Source organism: Streptomyces sp. NPDC014006 (genome assembly GCF_043088925.1).
Classification (GTDB): domain Bacteria; phylum Actinomycetota; class Actinomycetes; order Streptomycetales; family Streptomycetaceae; genus Streptomyces.
Genome location: NZ_JBICAJ010000001.1, coordinates 896,958 through 923,304 on the forward strand (window position 1 = coordinate 896,958; position 26,347 = coordinate 923,304).

General features: G+C 71.4%; 21 protein-coding genes. 8 read left to right on the forward strand and 13 right to left on the reverse strand.

The window, feature by feature from the left end:
* Positions 1-13: 13 nt before the first annotated feature.
* The 4 genes from ACF1GV_RS04125 (at position 14) to ACF1GV_RS04140 (ending at position 5,848) form a co-directional block, all read left to right on the forward strand.
* Entirely contained in the window at positions 14-922 is a 909-nt protein-coding gene (locus ACF1GV_RS04125) for an ABC transporter permease subunit (RefSeq protein WP_363268381.1), read from the forward strand.
* A 119-nt stretch (positions 923-1,041) separates the two neighbouring features.
* Positions 1,042-2,739, forward strand: coding sequence for a glycoside hydrolase family 13 protein (locus ACF1GV_RS04130; protein ID WP_391677621.1), 1,698 nt, complete (start codon positions 1,042-1,044; stop codon positions 2,737-2,739).
* A gap of 177 nt (positions 2,740-2,916) precedes the next feature.
* The gene (locus ACF1GV_RS04135; protein WP_391677622.1) at positions 2,917-4,287 is read left to right on the forward strand and encodes an alpha-amylase family protein; all 1,371 of its coding nucleotides are present in this window, start codon (positions 2,917-2,919) and stop codon (positions 4,285-4,287) included.
* A 115-nt stretch (positions 4,288-4,402) separates the two neighbouring features.
* A complete protein-coding gene (locus ACF1GV_RS04140; RefSeq protein ID WP_391677624.1) occupies positions 4,403-5,848 on the forward strand; it encodes a hypothetical protein in 1,446 nt (481 codons plus the stop codon).
* Here ACF1GV_RS04140 and ACF1GV_RS04145 read toward each other — a convergent pair.
* Entirely contained in the window at positions 5,826-6,932 is a 1,107-nt protein-coding gene (locus ACF1GV_RS04145; RefSeq protein WP_391677625.1) for a hypothetical protein, read from the reverse strand. The two genes, ACF1GV_RS04140 and ACF1GV_RS04145, sit on opposite strands and share 23 nt — an antisense overlap.
* Before the next feature lie 616 nt (positions 6,933-7,548).
* Between ACF1GV_RS04145 and pulA the strand changes: the two genes are divergently transcribed.
* On the forward strand, positions 7,549-12,951 hold the full coding sequence (gene pulA / locus ACF1GV_RS04150; RefSeq protein WP_391677626.1) for a pullulanase-type alpha-1,6-glucosidase: 5,403 nt from the start codon (positions 7,549-7,551) through the stop codon (positions 12,949-12,951).
* 62 nt (positions 12,952-13,013) lie between these two features.
* Positions 13,014-13,370, forward strand: coding sequence for a 5-carboxymethyl-2-hydroxymuconate Delta-isomerase (locus ACF1GV_RS04155; RefSeq protein ID WP_391677629.1), 357 nt, complete (start codon positions 13,014-13,016; stop codon positions 13,368-13,370).
* A gap of 30 nt (positions 13,371-13,400) precedes the next feature.
* Here ACF1GV_RS04155 and ACF1GV_RS04160 read toward each other — a convergent pair whose 3' ends face one another.
* The 5 genes from ACF1GV_RS04160 to ACF1GV_RS04180 all read right to left on the reverse strand — a co-directional run bounded on the left by ACF1GV_RS04160 (position 13,401) and on the right by ACF1GV_RS04180 (position 18,675).
* On the reverse strand, positions 13,401-14,090 hold the full coding sequence (locus tag ACF1GV_RS04160; protein WP_391677631.1) for a TetR/AcrR family transcriptional regulator: 690 nt from the start codon (positions 14,088-14,090) through the stop codon (positions 13,401-13,403).
* A 56-nt stretch (positions 14,091-14,146) separates the two neighbouring features.
* Positions 14,147-15,190: a PDR/VanB family oxidoreductase gene (locus ACF1GV_RS04165; protein WP_391677634.1), complete on the reverse strand. Its 1,044-nt coding sequence runs from the start codon at positions 15,188-15,190 to the stop codon at positions 14,147-14,149.
* Positions 15,190-16,098 carry a metal-dependent hydrolase gene (locus tag ACF1GV_RS04170; protein ID WP_391677637.1) on the reverse strand — a complete coding sequence of 303 codons (909 nt, stop codon included), beginning with the start codon at positions 16,096-16,098 and terminating at the stop codon, positions 15,190-15,192. Before ACF1GV_RS04170 ends, ACF1GV_RS04165 begins: the two co-directional genes overlap by 1 nt.
* Positions 16,099-16,204: 106 nt before the next feature.
* Positions 16,205-18,124, reverse strand: coding sequence for a hypothetical protein (locus ACF1GV_RS04175; protein ID WP_391677640.1), 1,920 nt, complete (start codon positions 18,122-18,124; stop codon positions 16,205-16,207).
* A gap of 50 nt (positions 18,125-18,174) precedes the next feature.
* On the reverse strand, positions 18,175-18,675 hold the full coding sequence (locus ACF1GV_RS04180) for a tetratricopeptide repeat protein (protein ID WP_391677642.1): 501 nt from the start codon (positions 18,673-18,675) through the stop codon (positions 18,175-18,177).
* Positions 18,676-18,784: 109 nt separating this feature from the next.
* On the opposite strand from ACF1GV_RS04180, the gene ACF1GV_RS04185 reads away from it, so the two are divergent.
* Complete coding sequence (locus ACF1GV_RS04185) at positions 18,785-19,192, forward strand: hypothetical protein (RefSeq protein ID WP_391677644.1); 408 nt, start codon at positions 18,785-18,787, stop codon at positions 19,190-19,192.
* A 75-nt stretch (positions 19,193-19,267) separates the two neighbouring features.
* On the opposite strand, the gene ACF1GV_RS04190 is transcribed toward ACF1GV_RS04185, so the two are convergent.
* From ACF1GV_RS04190 to ACF1GV_RS04220, 7 genes are all read right to left on the reverse strand, one after another.
* Positions 19,268-20,806: a DUF1996 domain-containing protein gene (locus tag ACF1GV_RS04190; RefSeq protein ID WP_391677646.1), complete on the reverse strand. Its 1,539-nt coding sequence runs from the start codon at positions 20,804-20,806 to the stop codon at positions 19,268-19,270.
* Between the two features lie 130 nt (positions 20,807-20,936).
* Positions 20,937-21,536 (reverse strand): LuxR C-terminal-related transcriptional regulator, encoded by a 600-nt coding sequence (locus ACF1GV_RS04195; protein WP_391678484.1) that lies wholly within the window; start codon positions 21,534-21,536, stop codon positions 20,937-20,939.
* A gap of 42 nt (positions 21,537-21,578) precedes the next feature.
* Positions 21,579-22,604 carry an NAD-dependent epimerase/dehydratase family protein gene (locus ACF1GV_RS04200; RefSeq protein WP_391677648.1) on the reverse strand — a complete coding sequence of 342 codons (1,026 nt, stop codon included), beginning with the start codon at positions 22,602-22,604 and terminating at the stop codon, positions 21,579-21,581.
* A gap of 61 nt (positions 22,605-22,665) precedes the next feature.
* A complete protein-coding gene (locus tag ACF1GV_RS04205) occupies positions 22,666-23,244 on the reverse strand; it encodes a winged helix-turn-helix domain-containing protein (RefSeq protein WP_391677649.1) in 579 nt (192 codons plus the stop codon).
* A gap of 126 nt (positions 23,245-23,370) precedes the next feature.
* The gene (locus tag ACF1GV_RS04210) at positions 23,371-23,493 is read right to left on the reverse strand and encodes a hypothetical protein (protein WP_391677651.1); all 123 of its coding nucleotides are present in this window, start codon (positions 23,491-23,493) and stop codon (positions 23,371-23,373) included.
* Positions 23,494-23,622: 129 nt separating this feature from the next.
* On the reverse strand, positions 23,623-24,654 hold the full coding sequence (gene glnII / locus ACF1GV_RS04215) for a glutamine synthetase (RefSeq protein ID WP_391677653.1): 1,032 nt from the start codon (positions 24,652-24,654) through the stop codon (positions 23,623-23,625).
* A 306-nt stretch (positions 24,655-24,960) separates the two neighbouring features.
* The gene (locus ACF1GV_RS04220) at positions 24,961-25,407 is read right to left on the reverse strand and encodes a MarR family winged helix-turn-helix transcriptional regulator (RefSeq protein WP_391677655.1); all 447 of its coding nucleotides are present in this window, start codon (positions 25,405-25,407) and stop codon (positions 24,961-24,963) included.
* Between the two features lie 69 nt (positions 25,408-25,476).
* On the opposite strand from ACF1GV_RS04220, the gene ACF1GV_RS04225 reads away from it, so the two are divergent.
* Positions 25,477-26,337, forward strand: a complete 861-nt coding sequence (locus ACF1GV_RS04225) for an alpha/beta fold hydrolase (protein ID WP_391677658.1) — start codon at positions 25,477-25,479, stop codon at positions 26,335-26,337.
* The last annotated feature ends 10 nt before the right edge of the window (positions 26,338-26,347 follow it).

Here is a 26,347-nt window from a genome sequence, read left to right on the forward strand (position 1 = left end):
AGGAGCCCTCCTCATGACCACGACCACAGTCGAGACCTCCGCCGCGGTGACCGAGAAGACCCCAACGGGCGCGCCCCGCTCGGTGCGCGGCCGCGGCAGGCGCTCACTCGCCGCCACCCTCGCCTCCCACGGCCTGCTGATCGCCGCGAGCGTGATCGCCCTCCTGCCGGTGGCCTGGCTGGTGTTCCTCTCCCTCGGCCCGGACAAGGACGACTATCTGCACCCCGGCCGGATCTGGGGGAAGATGACGCTGGACAACTACTCGTTCGTCATCCAGCACACCAGCTTCTTCGACTGGCTGAAGAGCTCCCTGATCGTCTCCCTCGGCACCACGGTGATCGGCGTTCTCGTCGCCGCCACCACCGGCTACGCCGTCTCCCGCATGCGCTTCCCGGGCTACCGCAAGTTCATGTGGGTCCTGCTGGTCACCCAGATGTTCCCGGTGGCCGTGCTGATGGTGCCGATGTACCAGATCCTGTCCGAGCTGCAGCTGATCGACAACTACCTCGGTCTGATCCTGATCTACTGCTCGACCGCGGTGCCGTACTGCGCCTGGCTGCTCAAGGGCTACTTCGACACCATCCCGTTCGAGATCGACGAGGCCGGACGCGTCGACGGCCTGTCCCCGTTCGGCACGTTCGCGCGGCTGATCCTGCCGCTCGCCCGGCCGGGCCTGGCGGTGGCCGGCTTCTACAGCTTCATCACCGCCTTCGGCGAGGTGGCCTTCGCCACCACCTTCATGCTCGACGACAGCAAGTACACCCTCGCCGTGGGCCTGCAGAGCTTCATCAGCGAGCACGACGCGCAGCGCAACCTCATGGCCGCCACCGCGGTCCTGATCGCGATACCCGTCTCCGTGTTCTTCTACCTCGTGCAGAAGAACCTCGTGACCGGCCTCACCGCCGGCGGCACCAAGGGCTGACGCTCCGTCAGCCCGCAGGTTCCCGCGCGTTCGGTCGCGCGGGCAGGCGGCCGCGGTGACTCTCCGACCCCGCTGTCACCGCGGCCGCCTCAACTCCCGGCCGCCGTACCCGCAAGCCCATGACCGCACCTTCTTCACGCTTCAAGGACGCCATGACCCAGCACTCCGCCGACCCGGCACCGCACTCCGCCCTCGCCACGGTCGCCCAGCGCCGCGACTGGTGGCGCGAGGCGGTGATCTACCAGGTGTATCCGCGCAGCTTCGCCGACAGCAACGGCGACGGCATGGGCGACCTGGAGGGCGTACGCTCCCGCCTGCCGTACCTGCGCGACCTGGGCGTGGACGCCGTCTGGCTCAGCCCCTTCTACGCCTCCCCGCAGGCCGACGCCGGTTACGACGTCGCCGACTACCGGGCCGTCGACCCCATGTTCGGCAACCTCCTGGACGCCGACGCGCTGATCCGCGACGCCCACCAGCTGGGCCTGCGCATCATTGTCGACCTGGTGCCCAACCACTCCTCCGACCAGCACGAGTGGTTCAAGCGCGCCGTCGCCGAGGGCGCCGGCTCCCCGCTGCGCGAGCGCTACCACTTCCGCCCCGGCAAGGGGGAGAACGGCGAACTGCCGCCCAACGACTGGGAGTCCATCTTCGGCGGGCCGGCCTGGACGCGGGTGGCCGACGGTGAGTGGTACCTGCACCTCTTCGCGCCCGAGCAGCCCGACTTCAACTGGGACCACCCGGCCGTCGGCGACGAGTTCCGCTCCATCCTGCGCTTCTGGCTCGACATGGGCGTCGACGGCTTCCGCATCGACGTCGCCCACGGCCTGGTCAAGGCCGACGGCCTGCCCGACCTCGGCAGCCACGACCAGCTGAAACTGCTGGGCAACGATGTCATGCCGTTCTTCGACCAGGACGGCGTGCACGCCATCTACCGGCAGTGGCGCACCATCCTCGACGAGTATGCGGGCGAACGCATCTTCGTCGCGGAGGCGTGGACCCCGACCGTCGAGCGCACCGCGAACTACGTCCGCCCGGACGAGCTGCACCAGGCGTTCAACTTCCAGTACCTGGCGACCGAGTGGGACGCCAAGGAGCTGCGGACGGTCATCGACCGCACGCTGGAGGCCATGCGCCCGGTCGGCGCCCCCGCCACCTGGGTGCTGTCCAACCACGACGTGACCCGGCACGCCACCCGCTTCGCCAACCCGCCCGGCCTCGGCACTCAGATCCGCACCGCCGGCGACCGGGCGCTGGGCCTGCGCCGGGCCCGCGCCGCCACGCTGCTGATGCTGGCGCTGCCCGGTTCGGCCTACGTCTACCAGGGCGAGGAGCTGGGCCTGCCGGACGTCGTCGACCTGCCCGACGAGGTGCGCCAGGACCCGGCGTACTTCCGCGGCGCGGGCCAGGACGGCTTCCGCGACGGCTGCCGGGTGCCGATCCCGTGGACCCGCACGGGGTCGTCGTACGGCTTCGGCAGTGGCGGCAGCTGGCTGCCGCAGCCGGAGAACTGGGGCGAGCTGAGCATCGAGGCGCAGACCGGCGTGCCGGACTCGACCCTGGAGCTGTACCGCTCCGCGCTCGCCGCCCGCCGTGAGCACCCGGACCTCGGCGCCGGTGACGGCGTGGAGTGGCTGCGCGCCCCCGAGGGCGTGCTCGCCTTCCGCCGCGGCGACTTCGTCTGCGTCGCCAACACGACGGCGGAGTCCGTGACGACTCCGGCGTACGGCCGCGTGGTGCTCACCAGCGGTGAGGTGACCGAGGCCGACGGCGAGGCGAAGGTGCCGGCCGACACGACGGTGTGGTTCACGACCGCCTGACGGACCGGCCGCAGACCCGCCTGACGGCCCTTCGCAAGAATCTTCAACAACTTCCTCCGGCCCGCTGCCTTTTCAGGCAGCGGGCCTTTAACATCTGCGTCACCGCAAGTTTGCTGAAGGTTTCAGCAAACTCTTACGCGGTTCCCCGCACGCCTTCAAGGACGAAGGAACCCCACAATGGCACGCAGAACCCTCGCCGGGGCCGCCGCACTTGCCGCGGCGCTCGTCATGACTCCGGCCGCCGCACACGCCTCCCCGCCCGGCACCAAGGACGTCACGGCCGTCCTCTTCGAGTGGAAGTACGACTCGGTCGCCAAGGAGTGCACCAGCACCCTCGGCCCCGCCGGCTACGGCTACGTCCAGGTCTCCCCGCCCGCCGAGCACATACAGGGCTCCCAGTGGTGGACGTCGTACCAGCCGGTCAGCTACAAGATCGCCGGGCGGCTCGGTGACCGGACCGCCTTCCAGAACATGGTGAACACCTGCCACGCGGCCGGGGTGAAGGTGGTCGCCGACACGGTCATCAATCACATGTCGGCCGGCAGCGGCACCGGCACCGGCGGTTCGTCGTACAGCAAGTACAACTACCCGGGCCTGTACTCGTCGTACGACTTCGACGACTGCACCAGCCAGGTCAGCAACTACCAGGACCGCTGGAACGTCCAGCACTGCGAGCTCGTCGGCCTCGCCGACCTGGACACCGGCGAGCCCTACGTCCGCGGCGCGATCGCCGGGTACATGAACGACCTGCTCTCGCTCGGCGTGGACGGCTTCCGCATCGACGCGGCCAAGCACATCGACGCCGCCGACCTCGCGAACATCAAGTCCCGGCTGACCAACCCGTCCGCCTACTTCAAGCAGGAGGTCATCTACGGCGCGGGCGAGGCCGTCCAGCCGACCGAGTACACCGGCAACGGCGACGTCCAGGAGTTCCGCTACGCCTACGACCTCAAGCGCGTCTTCAACAACGAGAACCTCGCCTACCTGAAGAACTACGGCGAGGCTTGGGGATACATGAACAGCTCGGTCGCGGGCGTCTTCGTCGACAACCACGACACCGAGCGCAACGGCTCCACCCTGAACTACAAGGACGGCGCCACCTACACCCTCGCCAACGTCTTCATGCTGGCGTACCCCTACGGCGCCCCCGACATCAACTCCGGCTACGAGTGGTCGGACGCGGACGCGGGGCCGCCGAACGGCGGCACGGTGAACGCCTGCTGGCAGGACGGCTGGAAGTGCCAGCACAAGTGGCCGGAGATCATCGGCATGGTCGGCTTCCGCAACGCCACCCGCGGTGAGGCCGTGACGAACTGGTGGGACAACGGCGGCGACGCGATCGCCTTCGGACGCGGCAGCAAGGGCTTCGTGGCCATCAACCACGAGTCGTACAGCCTGAGCCGCACCTACCAGACGTCCCTGCCGGCCGGGACGTACTGCAACGTCCAGAACAACACACCGGTGACGGTGAACGGCTCCGGCCAGCTCACCGCCACCCTCGGCGCCAACACCGCCCTCGCCGTCTACGCGGGCAAGACCGGCTGCTGACCCACCTCCCGGCCGGGCCCACGGCGCCTGCACGCCGCCGTGGGCCCGGTGGGAGGCGCTGCCAAGCGGAGCAACAACGCGTGCGTGCGTCCGGACCAGGTCGGAGGCTGGCGTCATGAGCATCCGTCCGTGGGTCGTCGTCGAGGCGCCAGACGATCGCGGCCTTCGCCGGGTCACCGTGGGAGGCAGTCCCGCGGGCAGCGCCTGGTCGCTGCGCGAGCTGCGGAAACTGCTGGACCGTCTCGGTTACCCGGGCGTCGACGTCGAGGACTCCGCCTCGGTGTGCTGGCGCGGAGGGGACAGCGGCAGCTGGCCCGACCGGGCCGTCAGGCGGCGCGCGACCATGGTCGTCATGATGGCCGGGCTGATCGCCGCCGGCATCCTCAACGTGGTGATCGGATGGCCGGACGCCTCGAGCGCCCTGACGTTCGCCCAGCGCATCGCCGGGGCCGTGCTGGTGCTGTCCGGCGTGGTCCAGGGAGCCGGGGCGGTTCTGGTGCCCGACCACTGGGGCCGGCGGGAGTTCGGGGCCTCCGGCGCGATCGTCCTGCTCGGCGCCTTCATCGCGCTGGCCGTGAACAGTCTCCTTTTCCTGCTGTGGCTGGAGGAGAAGGAGATCACGCCCTATCTGTTCGCCTTCGCACCGCTGTGGTGCTGGTCGATGTGGGCATGCGTTCTGCTCATCAGGGAGAAATCCTGGAAAGGGTTGCCGCACCCCAACAAATTCGTGGCGGGATTTTATGCGACAGCTCTGCTGTCCGCGGTCAGCCTCGCGTACTCCACCGTGTACCAGCCCACGACGGCTCCCCTGCGTTTCTCCCTCACGGCGGAATTCGGGAGGGCGCGCCAGGACCGTTCTCTCCCGTTCGTCCATGTTCCGCTGAAACTCTCCGTGAAGAACACCGGCGATGTGTCGGTGTACGTCATCGTCAGCGACTTCAGCGTGTACGGCAGAACCGCCAGGTACTCCGAGTCGGGCGATCCGTCCACGAGGGCGTGGAAGGAGAGCTTCCGCGCGTCGGAGGAGGCGGAACGGCACATCGACGCGCTCTCCTACCAGCGGCTGAGCAGCGGACGCATGTACGACCCGGGAGACGTGCTCGAGGCCGGGCAGGAGGACACCTTGGTGCACGTCTTCGAGATCCCCAGGGACGTGCCGTACGACCTGCTCGACGTCGATCTGCAGATCACCTACATGAGGAAGGACCGGGGCCGGATCGATGTCGACCACTACCGGGAACCGTACCTGTCGTGGCGGCATCCCCGGTACGCCTGCCGGACTGCCGAGTGCAAGGGCACGGACACGCTCACCTACTTCGCGAGGGTCCGGCACAACAACAACCTCGTCAACGTGACGCGGGCTCCGCTCTATGTGACGGCGTTCTGGTCTCCGACCAAACGGCCCGTCTATTCCGTCTCCTCTTTCCATTTCGCGGGAGGCTCGATCGATTATGGCGCGCAGAAAAGAGAACTGAAAAAATTCGGAATCTCGACCCGGCACGCCACTGCCGAGGTGTCCGTCGCCGAGCTGCTGAGATTCATACCTTCTGCGCCGCGCTGACCCAGTTGCCGGCCCGGACGCCCGCTTCCTGGTCGAGCTGCATGGCTGCCTGGAGGCAGTGGAGCGCGGGCACGCCGAGGGACGAGAAGATGTCGTTCGCCGGGAGCGAGTGGGCAAGCTGGGGGATCATCTGCTTGATGGCCAGCGCGGTGTCGTCGACCTTGTCGTTCCGCAGCTGGGCGATCACGTCCAAGGAGTCGTTCCGCGCTTCCCGGGACTTCCAGAAGTCCTGGACCCCCTCGCTGTCCCAGGTGTCCGGTGTCAGGTTCTGCAGATACTCGGCGAGGGTCGTGTCCGGGACGGACTGGAAGACGGAGTTGGTGCAGAGCTCGGCCGCCTTGCCGAGCGGCTCGTCCGGCAGGCCCTGGTCGGAGATCGCCTCCTTCAGCGCCTTCTCCAGGCGGCGCTTCTTGTCCGCCGCCCCGGGGTCGCCGGGCTCTGACGCACTGGCCTCGTGCGCGCTCTGCGCGATCCCCTTCCGCTTGTCCTCGGAGGTGTTCGAGTTGCTCGCGGTCTCCAGTCCGGTCGCCACCACCATCTGCGACGCCGGCTGAGCGCCGACCGCGGCACCGGTCCTCCCCTCCCCGTTCGCCGTGCCCTCCTGCACGGCCGAGAACACGTTGTTCGCGGCCCCGACGAGGTCGTTCTCCACGTCCGGCGGCGTGTCCTGGCCGGCGACGACCCCCAATACGGACGCCGACCTGGCCACGACGACGGCGAGCGTGCCGCTTTCGGGCGGTGTCTCCGACGCGTTCGCCGCGGTCAGGGCGGCGGCCACCTGCCGCACCATCCCGGTCAACCGGTCGCGCACCGCGGCAGGTGTGTCCGGGTCGTCGATCACCTCCAGCGCGGAGGCCACCTGCTGGGCGCTGCGGACGGCTCCGTCACGCTGCTGCGGCGGGGTCTGCGTGTCGTTCACCGCCTGCAGCACGTCGGTCAGCTGCTGCACGCTCGGCACCAGCTCCTCGGGAACGTCGTTCTTCTTCGCGTCCAGGTCCGCCGCCACGCTGCCGGCCGCAGTCTGCTGCTGCTTCAGCGCGGTGATGGCCGCCGAGCCACCGTCGTCCGGGCCGGTCGGCGTCACAGGGCCCGACGGGGTGTGCGGTTCCGGGGAGTCCGGCGGGGAGTCCGGCGGTGGTGGAGGCGGCGGGGGCGGTGGTGGGGAGTCGTCCGGCGTGTCCGGCGGCGGGGACGGCGGAGCCGGCGGGGACGGCGGTGCAGGGCTCTCGTCGCCGGGCGGAGGCTCAGGCGGAGGAGGGGGCGTGTCGTCGGCCCGCACCGAGGAGGGGAGCAGGTCCCCGGCCCCGCCGGGAGCCGCGGCCGCCGCGGGCACCGGGCCCATGGTCAGCGCCAGCGCTGTGACCACGGCGGATGCGCCGGTCAGAGGGAGGATGTGTCGCCGGGTGGTTCTGGTCATGGTGGATCCAGAGGGGCTCGCACACGAATTGCGCCACACCAGCCACTCTTCCCCCACCTGGGGCGGTCCGCAACGTCAGCGGCAGCGCCCCCGGCGCGCCGTCCTCTCGGCGCGGCGGGGTCCGGGAGCCGGAACCGGGTGAAAATTCTTGCCGCGTGTTTCAGACCTCTTGCTGTAAGTCTTTCGGCGGCGGTACGGTCCCCCGCGGGCGCCCGCAGCGCAGCCCGCGCCGAGACGCCGGGGTCGGACCCGAATGAGCCGCAAGCACAAGGAGTTTCCGCCTGTGATACCGAGATGGCCGGCGCCCGGGACGCGCCGTACGTTGAGCGGGAGGCGGGTCGCCGCGCTGACCGCCGCCGCCCTGGCGGCCGCGCTGGTGCAGCCGCTCGCCGCCCACGCCGATGCCCCGCCCCCGCCGCCCTCCGACGCGGCACTCGCCGCACAGCCCGCCCGGCACGACGCCACCCGCGAGCAGTTCTACTTCGTCATGCCGGACCGCTTCGCCAACGGCGACACCGCCAACGACCGCGGCGGCCTGACCGGTTCGCGCCTGGCCACCGGCTACGACCCCACCGACAAGGGCTTCTACCAGGGCGGCGACCTCAAGGGGCTGACCGAGCGCCTCGACTACATCAAGGGCCTGGGCACCACCGCCATCTGGATGGCGCCCATCTTCAAGAACCGGCCCGTGCAGGGCACCGGCTCCAACGCCTCGGCCGGCTATCACGGTTACTGGATCACCGACTTCACCCAGGTCGACCCGCACTTCGGGACCAACGACGACCTCAGGGCCCTCATCGCCCGGGCCCACGCCAAGGGCATGAAGGTCTTCTTCGACGTCATCACCAACCACACCGCCGACGTCGTCGACTACGAGCCCGCGTCCCACGACTACCTCTCCAAGGGCGCCTTCCCCTACCTCACCAAGGACGGCCGCCCCTTCGACGACGCCGACTACGCGGCCGGCGGCAAGGGCTTCCCGGCCGTGGACACCGGCTCCTTCCCGCGCACCCCGAAGGTCACCGGCAACGTCAAGGTCCCGGCCTGGCTCAACGACCCGACGATGTACCACAACCGCGGCGACTCGACCTACGCCGGCGAGTCCGCCACCTATGGCGACTTCTCCGGCCTGGACGACCTGTGGACCGAGCGTCCCGAGGTCGTGAGCGGCATGGAGAAGATCTACGAGCGGTGGGTGAAGGACTTCGCCGTCGACGGCTTCCGCATCGACACCGTCAAGCACGTGAACACGGAGTTCTGGACCCAGTGGGCCACGGCACTGGACAAGTACGCGGCCCGGCACGGCCGTAAGGACTTCTTCATGTTCGGCGAGGTCTACTCCGCCGACACGTCCATCACGTCGCCGTACGTCACCCAGGGCCGGCTGGACGCGACCCTCGACTTCCCCTTCCAGGACGCGGCCCGCTCCTACGCCTCGCAGGGCGGCAGCGCACAGAAGCTGGCGAAGGTCTTCGCCGACGACTACAAGTACACGACCGACAAGGCCAACGCCTACGAGCAGGTCACCTTCCTCGGCAACCACGACATGGGCCGCATCGGGTCGTTCCTGAAGCAGGACAACCCCAAGGCCGCCGACGCCGAACTCCTCGCCAAGGACAGGCTCGCCAACGAGCTGATGTTCCTCAGCCGCGGCAACCCGGTCGTCTACTACGGCGACGAGCAGGGCTTCACCGGTTCCGGCGGCGACAAGGACGCCCGCCAGACGATGTTCGCCTCGAAGGTCGCCGACTACCTCGACGACGACGAGATCGGCACCGACCGCACCCACGCCAGCGACGCCTACGACACCTCCGCCCCGCTCTACCGGCAGATCAGCGCCCTGGCCGCGCTGCGCAGGGCCAACCCGGCGCTGACCGACGGCGTGCAGCAGGAGCGGTACGCCGCCGACGGGCCCGGCATCTTCGCCGTCTCCCGCACGGACGCCCGCACCGGCCAGGAGTACGTCGTCGCCTTCAACAACGCCGGCTCCGAACAGACGGCGACCTTCGCGACCGGCTCCGCCGGCATGGCGTACCGGGGGATCTACGGCGCCGACGGCACGCTCAGGACGGACGCCGACCGCAAGCTCACCCTCACCGTCCCGGCCGGTTCCGCCGTCGTCTACAAGGCGGCCGGCAAGCTCGCCGCCCCCGCCGCCGAGCCGACCCTCACCCTCACGGCCCCCGCCCCCGGTGCCACGGGGACGGTGGACGTCACCGCCGACGCCGGCGGCGGCGCGCTCGACCGCGTCGTCTTCGCCGCCCAGGTCGGCAACGCCAAGTGGCAGATCCTCGGTTCCGCCGACCACGCCCCCTACAAGGTCACCCAGACCCTCGGCAAGGACGTCCCGGCCGGCACCGCGCTGCGCTACAAGGCCCTCGTGATCGACTCCACCGGGCGCACCGCGAGTGCCACGGCGAACAGCACCACCGGCACCCCGCCCGCGCCCGAGGTGCCCACCGCCTCCTCCCGCGACTACGCGATCGTGCACTACAAGCGGGCCGACGGCGACTACGCGAACTGGGGCCTGTACGCCTGGGGCGACCTCGCCGACGGCGAGGCGACGAACTGGCCGGCCAGCCACCCCTTCGCCGGCCGTGACGCCTACGGGGCCTTCGCCTACGTCAAGCTGAAGCCGGGCGCGTCGAACGTCGGCTTCCTGGTCATCGACAAGGACGGCAACAAGGACGTCTCCGCCGACCGGAGCATCGACGTCACCAAGACCGGCGAGGTGTGGATCGAGCAGGGGAAGACCGACGTCCTGACGGACAGGCCCGCCTACCCGGCCCAGGACACCACCAAGGCGGTCGTCCACTACCACCGCGCCGACGGCGCCTACGACGGCTGGGGCCTGCACGTCTGGACGGGCGCCGCGAACCCCACCGACTGGTCCAAGCCGCTGCAGCCGGTGCGCACCGACGCCTACGGCGCCGTGTACGAGGTGCCGCTCGCGGCCGGTGCGACCGGCCTCAGCTACATCCTCCACAAGGGCGACGACAAGGACCTGCCCACCGACCAGTCCCTCGACCTCAGGACCAGCGGTCACGAGGTGTGGCTGCTGGCCGGGCAGGAGAAGTACCTGCTGCCGCAGCCGCAGGGCTCCTCCGCCGCGCTCGACCTGACCACCTCCAAGGCGGTCTGGATCGACCGGGACACCGTCGCCTTCAACGGCTCCGAGTCCGCCGCCTCCACCCAGCTGCTGTACTCCCGCGACGGCTCGATCACCGTCCGGGGTGGCGCGCTGACCAGCGACGACGAACGCTGGATCAGGCTGTCCAGGAGCACCCTGACCGACGCGCAGAAGGCGAGGTTCCCGCACCTGAAGGACTACACCGCCTACTCCGTCGACCCGCGTGACCGCGACCGGGTCCGTGAGGCCCTGCGCGGCCAGCTCGTCGCCTCCCAGCGCGCCGCGAACGGAGCCGTACTGGCCGCGACCGGCGTGCAGATCGCCGGCGTCCTGGACGACCTGTACCCGGGTGCGACCAAGGCCCACCTGGGCCCGACGTTCCGCGACGGGAAGCCGACCCTCGCCGTGTGGGCGCCGACGGCGCAGAGCGTGTCGCTGGAGCTGGACGGCTCGCTCAAGGCCATGCACCGCGACGCCGCGACCGGCGTCTGGTCCGTCACCGGCCCGGCCTCCTGGAAGAACAAGCCGTACCGGTACGTGGTGACGGTGTGGGCGCCCAGCATCCGCAAGGTCGTCGCCAACCAGGTCACCGATCCCTACTCCGTCGCCCTGACCGCCGACTCCGCGCGCAGTCTCGTCGTCGACCTGGGCGACAAGTCCCTGGCACCGAAGGGCTGGTCCACGCAGGCCAAGCCGAAGGCCGTGCCGCTGCGGGACGCGCAGATCCAGGAGCTGCACATCCGGGACTTCTCGGTCGAGGACCCGACCGTCCCCGCCGAGGACCGGGGCACCTACCGGGCCTTCGCCGATACCGGCAGCGACGGCTCGAAGCACCTGCGGGAGCTGGCGCGGGCCGGCACCTCCTACGTGCACCTGCTGCCCGCGTTCGACATCGCGACGATCCCCGAGAAGAAGGCCGACCAGGCCACCCCCGACTGCGACCTGGCCTCCCTGCCGGCCGACTCCGACCGGCAGCAGGAGTGCGTGACGAAGAGCGCCGCGAAGGACGCCTACAACTGGGGCTACGACCCCTACCACTACACGGTTCCCGAGGGCTCCTACGCCACCGACCCGGACGGTACGGCCCGCACGGTGCAGTTCCGTGAGATGGTCCAGTCGCTCAACCGGGACGGGCTGCGGGTCGTCATGGACGTCGTCTACAACCACACGGCGGCCGCCGGCCAGGCGGACACCTCCGTGCTGGACAAGGTCGTGCCCGGTTACTACCAGCGGCTCATGGCCGACGGCTCGGTGGCCACCAGCACGTGCTGCGCGAACACCGCGCCCGAGAACGCCATGATGGGCAAGCTGGTCGTCGACTCGATCGTCACCTGGGCCAAGGAGTACAAGGTCGACGGATTCCGCTTCGACCTCATGGGCCACCACCCGAAGGCCAACATCCTGGCCGTACGGAAGGCGCTGGACGCGCTGACCCTCGCCAAGGACGGCGTCGACGGCAAGAAGATCATCCTGTACGGCGAGGGCTGGAACTTCGGCGAGGTCGCGAACGACGCCCGCTTCGTGCAGGCGACGCAGGCCAACATGGCCGGCACCGGCATCGCCACCTTCTCCGACCGCGCCCGTGACGCCGTGCGCGGCGGCAGCCCCTTCGACGCCGCCCCCGGCGCCCAGGGCTTCGCGAGCGGGCTGTACACCGACCCCAACTCCTCCACCGCCAACGGCACCCCGGCGGAGCAGAAGGCGCGGCTGCTGCACGACCAGGACCTGATCAAGGTCGGCCTGTCCGGAAACCTGGCGAAGTACCACTTCACGGACACCACCGGCAAGGAGGTCACCGGCGCCGAGATCGACTACAACGGCGCTCCCGCCGGGTACGCCGCCGACCCCGGTGACGCCCTCGCCTATGTCGACGCGCACGACAACGAGGCGCTGTTCGACGCGCTCGCCTACAAGCTGCCCGCCTCGACGAGCGCCGCCGACCGGGCCCGGACGCAGGTCCTGGCGATGGCCACGGCCGCCCTCTCGCAGGGCCCGGCGCTCTCCCAGGCCGGCACCGACCTGCTGCGCTCGAAGTCGCTGGACCGCAACTCCTTCGACAGCGGCGACTGGTTCAACGCGATCCACTGGAACTGCGCCGACGGCAACGGCTTCGGCCGCGGACTGCCGCCGGCCGCCGACAACGCGTCCAAGTGGCCGTACGCCAAGCCGCTGCTGACGTCGGTCAAGGTGGGCTGCCCGCAGATCGACGGCGCGTCCGCGGCGTACCGGGACCTGCTGAAGATCCGGACGACCGAGCCGGACTTCTCCCTGGCGACCGCCGCGCAGGTGCAGTCGCGGCTCTCCTTCCCGCTGTCCGGGAAGGACGAGACGCCCGGTGTGATCACCATGCGCCTCGGTGACCTGGTCGTCGTCTTCAACGCGACGCCCGAGCGGCAGGAGCAGCGGATCACCGGCCTCGCCGGGACGGCGTACGGGCTGCACCCGGTGCAGGCGGCGGGGGCCGACCCCGTCGTCAAGGGCGCGTCCTACCAGGCGGCGACCGGCATATTCACCGTTCCGGCGCGGACGGTGGCGGTCTTCCGGCACCTGGACTGACCGGACGGTCGCGGTCTTCCGTCACCTAGGCTGACCGCGACCGCCGAAGAACAGGAGCGCCCATGCCGCAGATCACCGTCGACTACTCCGAGCGCCTCGCCGACGTCTTCGACCGGCCCGGTTTCGCCCGGGCCGTGCACGAGGCCACGGTCGAGATCGCGGCCGCCAAGCCGCCGGCGTGCAAGACGCAGTTCCGCCGGACCGAGGACACCGTCGTCGGCCCGGACAGCGAGGGCCACGCCATCGTGCACATCACGATCGGCCTGCTGGCCGGCCGCACCGAGGAGACCAAGGCGCGGCTGACCGAGCAGGTGCTTCAGCTGCTGCGGCAGCACGTGAAGCCCACCGAGGGCCTCGCGCTGCACGCCTCCGCCGAGGTCCGCGACCTCGACGCCTCCTACCGGAAGTACGACGCCTAGCGAGGTCCGAAGCCCGGGCGGCGAGGAAGTCTAGGCGGCGAGCGAGACGAGCCGGGTGACCAGGTCCGCGAAGGGCCCGTCACCCGGCTCGTCCTTGAGCACCTGGCGCAGCAGCGCGCCCATCTCCCCGTCGTACGCCGCGCTCACCGCGAGAAGCGCGGCGAAGTCGTGCACGAGCTGCGTCTGCAGCTCCGCGCGCGGGATGCGCCGGCCGTCCAGCCAGAGCAGCGCGGTGGACTCGGCGAGCGAGATCCAGGAGCGGATCACCAGCTCCAGCCGCGCGGGCGGCTCCTCGACACGCAGATGCGCCAGGATCTGGACGTAGGCGGCCTGCCGTACGGAGTCGATGAGCGCGTTCGTGGTGGAGGAGCCGACGGCCGGGCCGCCGCGCATCAGGGCCGAGAAGCCGGGGCCGTGGTCGTCGACGAAGTCGAAGAAGCGGGCCATCACCCGCAGCAGCCGGGCGCCCAGCGGCCCCTCGTGCGGCTCCACGAAGCGGGCCGCCAGTTCGTCCGAGGCGCGCTGCAACGCGGCCTCGTACAGGCTGAGTTTGCCGGGGAAGTAGTGGTAGACGAGCGGGCGTGAGATGCCCGCGGCCGACGCTATCTCGTCGATGGAGACCTCGTCGGGCGAGCGGCGGCTGAACAGCTCGAGGGCGACGCCGATCAGCTGTTGCCGTCGCTCCTCGACGCCCATTCTGCGGCGTACCCCGGTAATCATGCGAACACCTTACCGATCGGATCCGGCCGCCCACGGCCCCGATCGGCCACGGATGTTCACATATCGAGCACCAGCCGGTCGCCGCGGGCGCGGGAGACACAGATCAGCATCGAGTCGTCGCGCTCCGCGTCCGTCAGCAGCTCGTCGCGGTGGTCGACCTCGCCCTCCAGCACCCGCTGCTGGCAGGTGCCGCAGAAACCCTGCTCGCAGGAGTAGGCGGTGCCGGGGAGTTCGGCGCGCACGGCGGCCAGCACGGTGGAGTCCTCGGACACGGTCACCACCCGTTTGCTGCGCCGCAGTTCGACCTCGAAAGAACCGCCGGTCGCCGACTTCGACTTCGGCGTGAACCGCTCCATGTGGACGTGCGGCACCCGCTCCTCCACGGCCGCCATCAGCCCCTCGGGCCCGCAGCAGTACACGGCCGTGTCCTCGGGCAGTTCGCCGAGCCAGGCGTCGAGGTCCGGCAGCCCGGCCTCGTCCTCGGCGACGACCGTCACCCGGTCACCGCCCAGTTTCCCGATCTCCTCCAGGAACGGCATCGAGGCCCGGGTGCGGCCGCCGTACAGCAGCCGCCAGTCCGCGTCCTCGGCGGTCAGGGCCCGCAGCATCGGCAGGATCGGCGTGATCCCGATGCCACCGGCGACGAAGACGTGACGCGGCGCCTTCGTCAGCGGGAAACGGTTGCGCGGGCCGCGGACCTCCAGCTCCATGCCCTCGCGCACCTGCTCGTGCAGCTCGCGCGAGCCGCCCCGCCCGTACTCCACCAGCCGGGCGGCCACGGTGTAGGAGGAGGTGTCCTCCGGGTCGCCGCACAGCGAGTACTGGCGCACCAGGCCCGACGGCAGCACCAGGTCCAGATGCGCGCCGGGCTCCCAGCGCGGCAGGTCGTGGCCCTCCAGCCGGAGTTGGACGACCCCGTCGGCGATGTGCTCGTGCCCGGTCACCAGCAGCGTCAGCGCCCGGGACCGCGGCTGCCCGCTGATCGGCGTCTCCAGTGCGGGCATCGGCCACAGCGGAGAGCTCCGGACCCGGCGGCGCAGCGCCCGCCGGGCGAGCAGCGCGGCGCCCGCGACGACCATGACGGTGCGCAGCTTCGGCATCAGGCGGTCCTCTTTTCTGCGGCGAGGGCCGCGGGGGAGGAGGCGAGGTAGGTGACGGCCTGCTCGGTGGAGCCCTCCTGGGAGGGGTGGTAGCTCCGGCTCAGATAGCGCGGGATCGACTTCAGCATGTCCTCGGCCGACGGCAGCACCCCGTGCCGTCCGCGCACGTAGAAGTCCCGGAACGTGGGCTTGCCGGCCAGCACGGTCGGATCGTTCTCCATGAAGAACCGCACCCCGCGCTGCCACAGGAACACCAGCGCCGTGAACGCGGTCGCCCAGGTCCGCGCCCGGCGCCGGTAGCTGCCGTCGACGTGCAGGAACAGGTCGAAGGCGACCGAGCGGTGCTCGACCTCCTCGGCGCCGTGCCAGCGCAGCAGGTCCAGCATCGTCGGGTCGGCGCCGCGCCGGTCCAGCTCCTCGGCGTTGAGCACCCAGTCGCCGAGGAAGGCGGTGTAGTGCTCGATCGCGGCGATCAGCGCGACCCGCTCCATCAGCCACCAGCGGCGCGCCCGGCCCGGCGGCAGCGTGCGGTCGCCGAGCAGCTTCTCGAAGAACCAGTCGACCTGCGCGGTGTACGGCGTCGGGTCGAGCCCCTGCTCGCGCAGGTGCGGCAGGACCTCGTCATGGGCCTGGGAGTGCATCGCCTCCTGCCCGATGAACCCGATGACGTCCTCGCGCAGCCGTTCGTCCCGGATGTAGGGCAGCACCTGCTTGTAGACGTGCACGAACCACCGCTCCCCGGCCGGCAGCAGCAGATGCAGCACGTTGATGGTGTGCGTGGTGAACGGATCCCCGGGCACCCAGTGCAGCGGCGTGCGTTCCCAGGAGAAGGACACCTTCCGGGCCTTGAGCGGTATCCGCTCCGGCTCGTCCGGCTGGGGCGCCCGAGCGGCCTGCTTGTTAGACATGGCGTCAATGTACTGATGGGTAGGCCGAGGGGGAACCCCTCGCGCCCGACCTTGTTGACGCCGCTGTCAGCAACGGCGGGACCTCGGGTGCCGTGAGCCGCGTCGCCTAGTGCAGCCCGCCGATCTCCCGGCCGTCCGTCAGGGTGCCCTTCAGCTCCGCCTGGAGCCCCTGCTTGGCACGCGCGGCGAGAACATGGCCGTCCGCGCTCGCGCTCAGACCGCCCGTGGTGCGGATCGACGCCGTGTCCTTGCCGCCCGCGGCGAGCAGGTACCAGGTGCCGCCCTGCGACTTCCACAGCACACCGGCGAGCACCCGCGGATCGCGCGGCCCGCACGCCGGCACGTCCTCGGCCTTCGCCGCGACCGCCCCGTACGTACCGCCCGGGGTGTGGAACTGCGCCAGCACCCGCGCCCCGCCGCCGCGCCAGGTCTCGGCCCGGGTGCACACCCAGTCCGCGGTGCCGCCCGCGCCCGGCAGCTTCTGCTCGGCGTACGCCCAGGCGTTCACGGACCGGACGCCCTGCGAGCGCACCGCGCCCAGCGAGCAGGCGTACGGCGCCCATGCGTGCAGGCTCTCGGAGCCGGACACCTCGCGCTCCTTGCCGGGGTGGCCCACGGTGAGGCGGGCGGGCATGAGTTCGCCGAGGTCGGTCAGGACATGAGTGCCGGTGTCGTCGCCGATCTGCAGGGCGTTCCAGGACCTGCACGGGCCGGTCTTCGTCGCCGGGCTGGCCATGGGGGAGGTGACCCCGCCGGACAGGGGCAGGTCCCTCGCGCCGGCGGCCGGTCTCATCAGGTCACGCTCGGCCGTCTTCGTCACCCAGGGGGCGGTCAGATAGCGCACGTTGCCGTCGGCCCGGCCCAGCACCACCGCGTCCGCCTCGGTGCCGTTCGCGCCGTCCGCGCGCGCGAAGTCCAGCGCCGCGCCCTCGGTGCCGTCCTTCGGCTCGGCGTAGCGGGCGATGCGCAGCCCGTCGTACAGGAGCACCACGTGTGCGTTGTCGACGTTCCCCGCGTACAGCAGCTGCGGCGGGCCGGCCGGGCCGCCGGAGGGCGTGCCGGGGGTCGCCGAGAGGCGGACCGTCTCGCCGGGGCGGGCCCACACGGCGAGGGCGCGGCGCAGCAAAGACGTGTCACCGGTCAGGTCGCCGCGCGCCGGCCACACCGAGAAGCCGGTCCGCGACGCCGTCTTCCACGCGCTGGGCACGGCCCTCACCAGCCGGCCCGGGTCGAGGGCGGCCTCGGCGGCCGGGTTCTGCGCGTAGGCCGGGGCTGCGGCGCCGTCCGGCCCCCAGCCGCCGCCGGGCAGCGCGACCAGCGCGCCGCACACGGCGAGGGCCGCGGCTGCGGCGAGCGCGGCCCTGGTGTGCTGGCGCCGGCGCATCAGATCGGTCGGCCGGGCCTGCAGCGAGCACGGGTCGAACTCGGGTGAGGCCAGCAGTCCGTACCGCGCGGGTACGTCGTCGGCCTCCCGCAGCGCCGCGTTCACGTTCCTGACCCCGGCCGCCGTCAGGATGCGGCGTACCTCGTCGTCGGGCAGCTGCTCCAGGCCGCGCAGCGCGTAGGCGGCACGCGCCGGGGCGGGCAGCTCCGACAGCCGCTGGTCCAGGGCGAGTTCGTCGGCGCCGCCCGAGCGCGGGAACAGGCGCAGGCCCCACACCTGCGGCAGCAGCGGCGGCAGTTGGGGCCGCCCGAGCCGGCCGCGGCGCCGCAGCGGCAGCCCGGCCTCCAGTGCCGCGCGCAGCACCTGCTGGCGTACGAAGGCGTACCCCGGGTCGCCGTCGCGGCCCGCGGACTGGGCCGGGATGACGGGTGGGGCGGCCTTGCCGCGCGGCAGGGCGCGCTGGGTGAGGGCGTGGGCGGTCAGGACGCGCCGGCCGCGGCCGAGGTCCGGCGGCAGCACCAGATAGGCGAGCCGCACGAGCCGCGGGTAGTGCTCGACGAGCGCGGCCTCGGCCTGCTCGACGTCGACATCCGGGCCGGCGGGGGACGATGAGGGGCGCGGGGCGGCATCCTGTGACTGCACGTTCAGCAGAACGAGCGAATCGGTGGATGGTCACCCGCCGTCCGGGTGGGTCAGGCCCCGGGCTCGACCAGTGCGCGGGCGTAGTTGGCCATCGACCGCTGGTAGCGCGGCAGATGGGCGGCCAGCGCGCCCAGCACCAGGGACAGGCCCTCGCGGTCGCGGCCCAGGCTGGACAGGCACAGGGCGAGCGTGGCGCGTACCGCGTCGTCCAACTCGTCTGAAGGTGCCTCCAGTTCGGGGGTCAGCAGGGTGACGCCCTCCTCCGGCCGGCCGACGTTGCGCAGCGAACTGGACAGCTGGATCTTCGCCCGCCGGCCCCGGTATCCGTCCAGGCCGCGCGCCAGCGCCTCCCGGTACAGCGGGACGGCCTGGTCGGAGTGGCCGGTCGAGTCGAAGGCGCAGGCCCGCTCGAAGGGGCCCAGCGGGCTGTCCTCGGGCAACTCGGCGACGAGCGCGTCGATCCGGGCGCGGAACTCGGCGGCCCTGTCCTCGGGGTAGTCGTCGAAGGCGGCCCACGCCGTGGACACCCGGTCTTCCCAGTCCTGGTTCACCGGCACACTGTCGCACAGGGGTACGGGCACGCGGTACCGGATTGAGCGCCGGGCGCGCGGCAGCCGTATCGACAGGCGTCCCGCACCCGCCCGGACCCGGAGGAAACACATGAGACGCACCCGACCGATGCTCGCCGTGACCGGTGCCCTGGCCGCGCTGGCGGTCGCGGGCTGCGCCGGCGGCGGCCAGGACGACGCCGTACCGCCGACGGCGACCGGCAGCCTGGAGCACCTGGCCGCCGAGGCCAAGTGCCGGCCGGACATGCAGACCGACGCCGACGAGATCAGGCAGGCCATCTGCACGACCACCGAGGGGAAGTTCGTGCTGGCCACCTTCGCCACCGACCGCGGGCAGCGCGAGTGGATCAACGAGGCGAAGGACTACGGCGGTTACTACCTGGTCGGCCGCAAGTGGGTCGCCGTCGGCGACGACGGCGTGGTCGGCGCGCTGCGCTCCACCCTGGGGGGCACCCTGGAGCAGGGCACCCAGCACGGGGGAGCGCACGCGGGTCACTGAGCCCGTTGGAGGCATACGAAAGCCGGCGGTGGGGGAGTGGCACCGCCGGCTTTCGCATGTGGGGGGCTCAGGGGGTCACTGGCACTTCTGTCCCCGGTTGATGCAGTTGGCGATCTTGCTGTTGAGGTTGCCGGTCATCACGTTGATGAAGTCGTCGTGGTCCGTGATCGCCTTGTGCAGCTGCTCCGGGAAGCCGTCGACCGCGTACGCGTTCTTCACCTGGCCGTTGCTGATCACCGGCGCCGGCACGTCGTACACCAGGCGCATGGTCAGCTGCGGGATCGCCTTGAAGCCGTTCTGGCAGCGGCCGTTCGCGTCGGCGAAGGCGACGTGGGTGCGGTGGTTGGCGCTGTCGATGTTCTGGCCGTCCCAGCAGGACTGGAAGGCGAACGAGCGCACCACGCTGCTGCCGGCCGGGCAGATCGGGTACTTGTCGGTCAGCTGCACCTTGTTCTCGAAGCCGGTGCAGCTCCAGTGCGCGTTGGCGTTGCCGGGGCCGTTGGTGAAGGCCTTGGCGTCGCCGGTGATGATGCGCAGGAACTGCGGCATCGCGACGACCTTGCTGGTGGCATTGCCGACGAACTTGATCTGGGCCTGCTTGGCGAGCAGGATCTTGCCGACGTTGCCCTCCTTGCCGCCGCCGTCGTTGTTCTGGTCGAAGTCCTGCGTGCCGTCCTGCACCCGCAGCACCGGCCAGTAGTACGACGACTTGTCCTGCTGGTTCTGGCAGGTGGTCTCGGCCGCGGCGAAGGTGTCGTTGTTGGCGAAGGCGTCGTTGGACTGGTTGCCGACGTAGTCGTGCAGGTGGTGCGCGCCGTTCTTGACGCCCGGGGCCACGATCACGTTGTCGGTGTTGTGGCTGCCGTTGGCGTTCACCCCGCAGCGGGTGATGAAGGTGCCGACGGAGGCGTTGCGCATCTTGCGGGGCTTGGCGGGGACGTTCGGCTGCACCTTGGTGATGTCGACGAAGTCGGCGGCGGAGGGGCCGTTGCCGGCCTGACCACCGCTGTTCTGGCCACCCTGCTGACCGTTGTTCTGACCGCCGTTGTTCTGGCCGCCCTGCTGCTGGCCGCCGCCTTGCTGCTGGCCGCCGTCCATCTGGCCGCCGTTGTTCTGGCCTCCGTTGGTCTGCTGCCACTCCGCGGGGCTGGCCGTGCAGCCGGCGAGGCCGTCGAGGCGGTCGGGGGCGTTGCCGCCGACCCGGTTGATCTCCAGCTGGATGCGGTCGATGATCGCCGCCCGCCGGTCCTTCAGCGGCTGGAGGATCGAGTTCTGCACGAAGCTCGCGTCGCGGGTCTGCGCGTCGCGCGTCGTCGCCAGCCGCTGGTAGGCGTCGGTGATCTGGCGGTCCAGGTTGGCCAGTTCGCCGTCCACCTCGGTGCGTGCCTGGCCCGGCACGTCCGTGAGCCGCTGACCGACGTCGGGGCAGGAGATCGTGGCCACCTGGGTGGCCGCCGCCTTGGTGCGGTTGCCGGCCCAGGGGTCGTGCGACTCGTGGGCCGACGCGTAGAAGTTCGCCCAGACAAGCCCGCCCCCGCCGAGCGCTAGGGCCGCCGATGCGGCTACGGCCTTGCCGGCCATGGACGAGCGGCGTTTTCTTGTGTTGCGTCCCATGGAACTCCTCTGACTTCCGTGCGGGCTTCCGGGGCGGCAGCGAGGCGCCCGAGGGGTGAAGCGGCGCCCTTGGATACGCAAGCGGCTCCAGTGGCGTTCAAAGCCCGTGAGGATTCAGTGGAGTTGCAGGTCAGCGGCCGTGATCGAGAAACGCCAGAACGGCCAGCACGCGCCGGTTGTCGTCGTCCGACACCTCCAGGCCCAGTTTCGTGAGGATGTTGGCGGTGTGCTTGGCGATCGCCCGTTCCGTCACCACGAGCCTGGCCGCGATCGCCGTGTTCGTCCGCCCCTGTGCCATCAGCTCCAGCACCTCCAGCTCACGCGGCGTGAGCCGGGCCGGCGGCCGGTCCGCACCCGCCCCGCGCGCCGGCAACTGCTGGATGACCTGCGGATCCATCGCCGTACCCCACGCCGTGACCCGCCGTACGGCGTCCACGAACTGCTCCGCGTCGAACACCCGGTCCTTGAGCAGATAGCCGACCCCGCCGGCGCCGTCGGCGAGCAGCTCGCGCGCGTACAGCTGCTCCACGTGCTGCGAGAGCACCAGCACCGGCAGTCCCGGTCTGCGCCGCCGGGCGCCGAGCGCGCACTGCAGGCCCTCGTCGGTGTGCGTCGGCGGCAGCCGTACGTCGACCACGGCGACGTCCGGCTCCAGCTCCCGCAGCGACGTCGTCAGTTCGGAGCCGGACTCGACGGCCGCGACCACCTCGAAACCATGCGCCTGAAGCAGCGGCCGAGCGGGCGCCGGGCCCGCACGGGGCCGGGCACCCCGTCAGGGGGTGGTGCCGGGTACACCCCCGTCGATGCCCAGCACCTTCGCCTCGACCTCCTCATCGAGCCCCTTGGCCGTGCGGTCCGCGCGCATCGGTGCCGTGCCGCCGAGTGCGCGCAGCCACCGCCAGGTGTCGGCGACGGTCTCCTCGACCGGCCGGCAGCGCAGACCCGTGGCCAGCGCCCGGGAGACGTCCGCGCGGTGCAGCGCGTCGTGCAGGTCACTGCCCGGCGGCACCCACACCGGCAGCTGCACCCACGGCTCGATGCCCGCGTCGAGGATTGTTCGCGGGTCGGTCCAGCGCAGCTCCGCCGGGCCCGAGGTGGCCCGCGCACAGGACTCCAGCAACGCGGCCATGGTGGCGTGCCCCGAGGGGCTGATCACGTTGTACGGCCCGCTCAGGTCTCGCTCCACGGCCCCGAGGGTCCACTCGGCGAGGTCGCGGACGTCGATGAACTGCAGCGGCAGTTCCCTCGGGCCGGGCGCGAGCACCGGGCCGCCGCGCGCGATGCGGTTCAGCCACCAGGGCAGCCGGCCGACGTTCTCGTACGGCCCGAGGATCAGCCCGGCCCGCACCAGCAGCGAGCGGCCGGCGCCGAACTCCGCGGTGGCCGCCAGCTCACCGCCGAGCTTGTCGCGGCCGTAGTCGGTGTGGCCGGCGTCGGGGGAGGCGCCCTCGACGAGCGGCGCGTCCTCGCCGTACCCGGCGGGCGGCGCCCACGCGTACACCGAGCAACTGGAGACGTACACATACCGTCCGGCGCGCTCCCGCAGCAGGCGGGCCGTGTCCCGTACCGCGCGGGGCGCCGCCGACCAGGTGTCGACGACGGCGTCCCAGCGCCCGTCCGAGCCGGCCAGGGCGGCGAGGCCGCCGGGGGCGGCGCGGTCGCCGTGCAGCGACCGCACCCCGGGCGGGGCCGCGTGCCGTCCCCGGTGGAAGACGGTCACCTCCCAGCCGCGGTCGAGGGCGGCCTCGGCCACGGCCCGCCCCACGAACTCCGTACCGCCCAGCACCAGAAGTCTCATGCCGACGACTGTGCCGGAGCCGGGCGGGGGGCGGCACCGGGTTCTGCTCCCGGCAGAGGTGTCAGCGGCCGGCCGGCGGCGCGTACTTGTAGCCGACGCGGCGCACCGTCTGGATGGCCTCGCGGTGCTCGGCGCCCAGCTTGCGGCGCAGGCGGGCGACGTGGACGTCGACGGTGCGGCCGTCGCCCACGTGGCCGTAGCCCCACACCGTGGCGACGAGCTGCTCGCGGGTGTGCACCCGGTGCGGGTTGGCCACCAGATGCGCGAGCAGTTCGAACTCCAGGTAGGTCAGGTCGAGTTCACGCCCGCCGACCCGGGCGGTGCGCCGCACGGAGTCGATCCGCACGAGCGGCTCTTCGAGGACCGCGCCGGACGCATCCGGCACCGGCTGGTTCGCCACGGCCACCGGCGGGAACGGCGGCTGCTGGTCGGCCGGGACGAGCACCAGGTAGCCGACCATCGGCGGCCGGCCGGGCAGCGTGGGCAGGGCGTGCGGCGGGGCCGGCAGCCAGGTGGCACCGGGCGGCAGGAAGTCCGCCACGTCGACCACCTCGTCCCGGTCGACGGCCCGCAACCGGTGACGGACGGCCGGGGCCGGGGCGGGCAGGGTGGCGGTGCTGAGGGAACGAGTGGTCGCCATGAGAGGTCAGCTCTTTCGCGCGAGAAGTTCGTCGTTCGTCGGACGGATCGACGGCGGCGATTCGTGGTCGCGGCCCGTCGGGGACGTACGGCTTGTCGCGCCGGCCGAAGGCCGGGGGTTACGGCTTTAGAGGGCCGGCGCGTTCGTCGCGCGGCAACACACCCGGTCGAAGTCGTGGTGCTGACGGGAGGGCCAGAAGGGCTCGAGGTCCTGGCGACCTGTCGCGGAGTACTTCTGGATGCTGGCCATGGACTTATTGAACCAGACGTGAGCCGTTGACAGGAGGCCTCCTCTCACTGTGTGGACACCCGCCCGCCCCGGCAACGCGAAGGGCGCCCACCATGACGGTGGACGCCCCTCGCGCGAAGACGGGGTGGATCAGACCTGGCCGGCCTTCTCCAGCGCCGAGCAGCAGGTCTCGACGAGCAGACGCGTCACGACGTACGGGTCGACGTTGGCGTTGGGACGGCGGTCCTCGATGTAGCCCTTGCGGTCCTTCTCGACCTGCCACGGGATGCGGACCGAGGCGCCGCGGTCGGAGACGCCGTAGGAGTACTTGTCCCACGGGGCCGTCTCGTGCAGGCCGGTCAGGCGGGCGTCGATGCCGGCGCCGTAGTTCTTCACGTGGTCGAGCGGCTTGGAGCCCTCGCCGAGCGCCTCGCACGCGGTGATGATCGCGTCGTAGCCCTCGCGCATCGCCTTGGTGGAGAAGTTGGTGTGCGCGCCCGCACCGTTCCAGTCGCCCTTGACCGGCTTGGGGTCGAGGGTGGCGGCGATGCCGAAGTCCTCGGCGGTGCGGTACAGCAGCCAGCGGGCCACCCACATCTGGTCGGAGACCTCCAGCGGGGCCAGCGGGCCGACCTGGAACTCCCACTGGCCCGGCATGACCTCGGCGTTGATGCCGGAGATGCCGAGACCCGCCTTCAGGCAGTTGTCCAGGTGCGCCTCGACGACGTCACGGCCGAAGATCTCGTCGGAGCCGACACCGCAGTAGTAGCCGCCCTGCGGGGCCGGGAAGCCGCCCTTGGGGAAGCCGAGCGGGTAGCCGTCCTTGAAGAAGGTGTACTCCTGCTCGATGCCGAAGATCGGCTCCTGCGCCGCGAACCGCTCCTCGATCTCGGCCAGCAGGGAACGCGTGTTGCTCGGGTGCGGCGTCATGTCCGTGTCCAGGACCTCGCACAGCACCAGGATGTCGTCGCCGCCGCGGATCGGGTCCGGGCAGCTGAAGACCGGCCGCAGCACACAGTCCGAGGAGTGGCCCTCGGCCTGGTTGGTGGAGGACCCGTCGAAGCCCCACAGCGGCAGCGCCTCGAGGCCGGCGGGGGCGTCCGTGATGATCTTCGTCTTGGAACGGAGCTTGGCCGTCGGCTCGGTGCCGTCGATCCAGATGTACTCAGCCTTGAAGGTCATCGGGGCCACATCCTTAACGTGGGTCTGGCGCACTGCGGGTGCTGCGGCGCTGCGGCACTGGGCGCCGCGGTGGATGTCCGCAGACTGTCAACAGGCGATTTCCCGTCCATTGCTCGAATGTGAACCCCGTGTTACCTGCGGCTGGTGTGGCACGCCTCACGTCGCCGTGCGTGCGGCTGTGAGGAGGGGAGCGCCCGGTGCCGGCCCGCGGGATTCGTATGCGATGCGGTTGAGCCCCCCGATACCCAGCGGCCGCCGCGCTCTCCGTCCGTCCGGTCCCCGTCGGCCGCGGCGCTCTCCGCCCGGTCAGGAGTCGTCGGCCGCCGCGTGCCGTACCCCGGCGAGGAAGTCGCGGATCGCCGCCCGTTCGCGGTCGTCGTAGCGTGCGAGCAGGTCCACCGTCCGGCCGATGAGCGGGCCGAAGAAGTCCTGGCCCAGCCGTACGGCCCGCTCGTCCACCTCGACGACCACCGTTCGCCGGTCCAGCCGCCCCCGCGTGCGCCGTACGTGCCCGGCCCGCTCCAACCGGTCGATGAGGGCCGTCGTCCCGGCCGAGTTCAGGCCCAGATCGGCGCCGAGGCGACCGGCCGTCATCTCCTCGCCCGCCCGCCGGGCGTCCATCAGCGCGATCAGGGCCCGCACATCGGTCGGGTGCATGCCGTTGCGCTGGGCGAAGCGCGCGCTGTGCAGCCCCAGTTCGACCGCCACCGCGCGCAGCAGATGGACGATCTCCATCTCGGGTTCCTGGGACATCACGGCCGCCCTCCGCTATCGTCTCGCTCAACAAGAATCTTGCTCAACGAGATAATAGGGGGTGCGGCGATGAGCGGCCGGTTCGATGCGGACGGTTTCCGGGCGGCGTACGACAAGGTCATGGGGAAGTGGGCCGCCGAGCGGGAGACGGTCCTGGTGCCCACCCCGTACGGCACGGCGTACGTCAACGTCTGCGGGCCGCGCGACGCGCCCCCGCTTCTGCTCCTGCCCGGCGGCGGGGGCGCGACCTCGGCCTCCTGGTACGCCCAGGCCGCCGAACTGGCCCGTACCCGGCGCGTGTACGCCGTCGACCTGCCCGGCGCCCCGGGCCGCAGCGAGGTGCCCGCCGACCGCCGTCCCCGCACGGCCGCCGACCTGTGCGACTGGCTCCAGGCGCTGCTGGACGGCCTCGGCGCCGGCCCGGTGACCGACCTCGGCGGGCACTCCTACGGCGCCTGGATCGCCGTCCACTTCGCGCTGCGCTCGCCCGGCAGGGTGCGCCGCCTGTTCCTCCTGGACCCGACCCAGTGCTTCGCCGGGTTCAAGGCGGCGTACCTGCTGCACGCGCTGCCGATGCTGCTGCGCCCCGCTCCCCGCCGCACCCGGTCCTTCCTGGAGTGGGAGACGGCGGGGGCGCGGCTGGACGACGACTGGCTGCGGTTGCAGGAGGCCGCCACCGGCTTCCCCTCCGTCAAGCCGGTCACCGGCCCCCGCCCGACGCCCCAGGCGCTGCGGGGTCTGGACGTGCCGGTCCTGCTGCTCGTGGCCGCGAACAGCAGGACCCACGACCCGCACGAGGTGGCGGCCAGAGCGGGGGCGCTGCTGCCGCGGGCGGACGTGGAGGTCGTACCGGACGTCTCCCACCACGCGCTGCCGCACGCCGCGCCCCCGGACCTGGGCCGCCGCCTCAGCGGTTTTCTGAGCGACTGAAGCGACCGAC

Coding starts and splice junctions, on each gene's coding strand:
- ACF1GV_RS04125 (WP_363268381.1), top strand. CDS start 14: ATGACCACGACCACAGTCGAGACCTCCGCCGCGGTGACCGAGAAGACC.
- ACF1GV_RS04130 (WP_391677621.1), top strand. CDS start 1,042: ATGACCGCACCTTCTTCACGCTTCAAGGACGCCATGACCCAGCACTCC.
- ACF1GV_RS04135 (WP_391677622.1), top strand. CDS start 2,917: ATGGCACGCAGAACCCTCGCCGGGGCCGCCGCACTTGCCGCGGCGCTC.
- ACF1GV_RS04140 (WP_391677624.1), top strand. CDS start 4,403: ATGAGCATCCGTCCGTGGGTCGTCGTCGAGGCGCCAGACGATCGCGGC.
- ACF1GV_RS04155 (WP_391677629.1), top strand. CDS start 13,014: ATGCCGCAGATCACCGTCGACTACTCCGAGCGCCTCGCCGACGTCTTC.
- ACF1GV_RS04160 (WP_391677631.1), bottom strand. CDS start 14,090: ATGATTACCGGGGTACGCCGCAGAATGGGCGTCGAGGAGCGACGGCAA.
- ACF1GV_RS04165 (WP_391677634.1), bottom strand. CDS start 15,190: ATGCCGAAGCTGCGCACCGTCATGGTCGTCGCGGGCGCCGCGCTGCTC.
- ACF1GV_RS04170 (WP_391677637.1), bottom strand. CDS start 16,098: ATGTCTAACAAGCAGGCCGCTCGGGCGCCCCAGCCGGACGAGCCGGAG.
- ACF1GV_RS04185 (WP_391677644.1), top strand. CDS start 18,785: ATGAGACGCACCCGACCGATGCTCGCCGTGACCGGTGCCCTGGCCGCG.
- ACF1GV_RS04190 (WP_391677646.1), bottom strand. CDS start 20,806: ATGGGACGCAACACAAGAAAACGCCGCTCGTCCATGGCCGGCAAGGCC.
- ACF1GV_RS04200 (WP_391677648.1), bottom strand. CDS start 22,604: ATGAGACTTCTGGTGCTGGGCGGTACGGAGTTCGTGGGGCGGGCCGTG.
- ACF1GV_RS04205 (WP_391677649.1), bottom strand. CDS start 23,244: ATGGCGACCACTCGTTCCCTCAGCACCGCCACCCTGCCCGCCCCGGCC.
- ACF1GV_RS04210 (WP_391677651.1), bottom strand. CDS start 23,493: ATGGCCAGCATCCAGAAGTACTCCGCGACAGGTCGCCAGGACCTCGAG.
- glnII (WP_391677653.1), bottom strand. CDS start 24,654: ATGACCTTCAAGGCTGAGTACATCTGGATCGACGGCACCGAGCCGACG.
- ACF1GV_RS04220 (WP_391677655.1), bottom strand. CDS start 25,407: ATGTCCCAGGAACCCGAGATGGAGATCGTCCATCTGCTGCGCGCGGTG.
- ACF1GV_RS04225 (WP_391677658.1), top strand. CDS start 25,477: ATGAGCGGCCGGTTCGATGCGGACGGTTTCCGGGCGGCGTACGACAAG.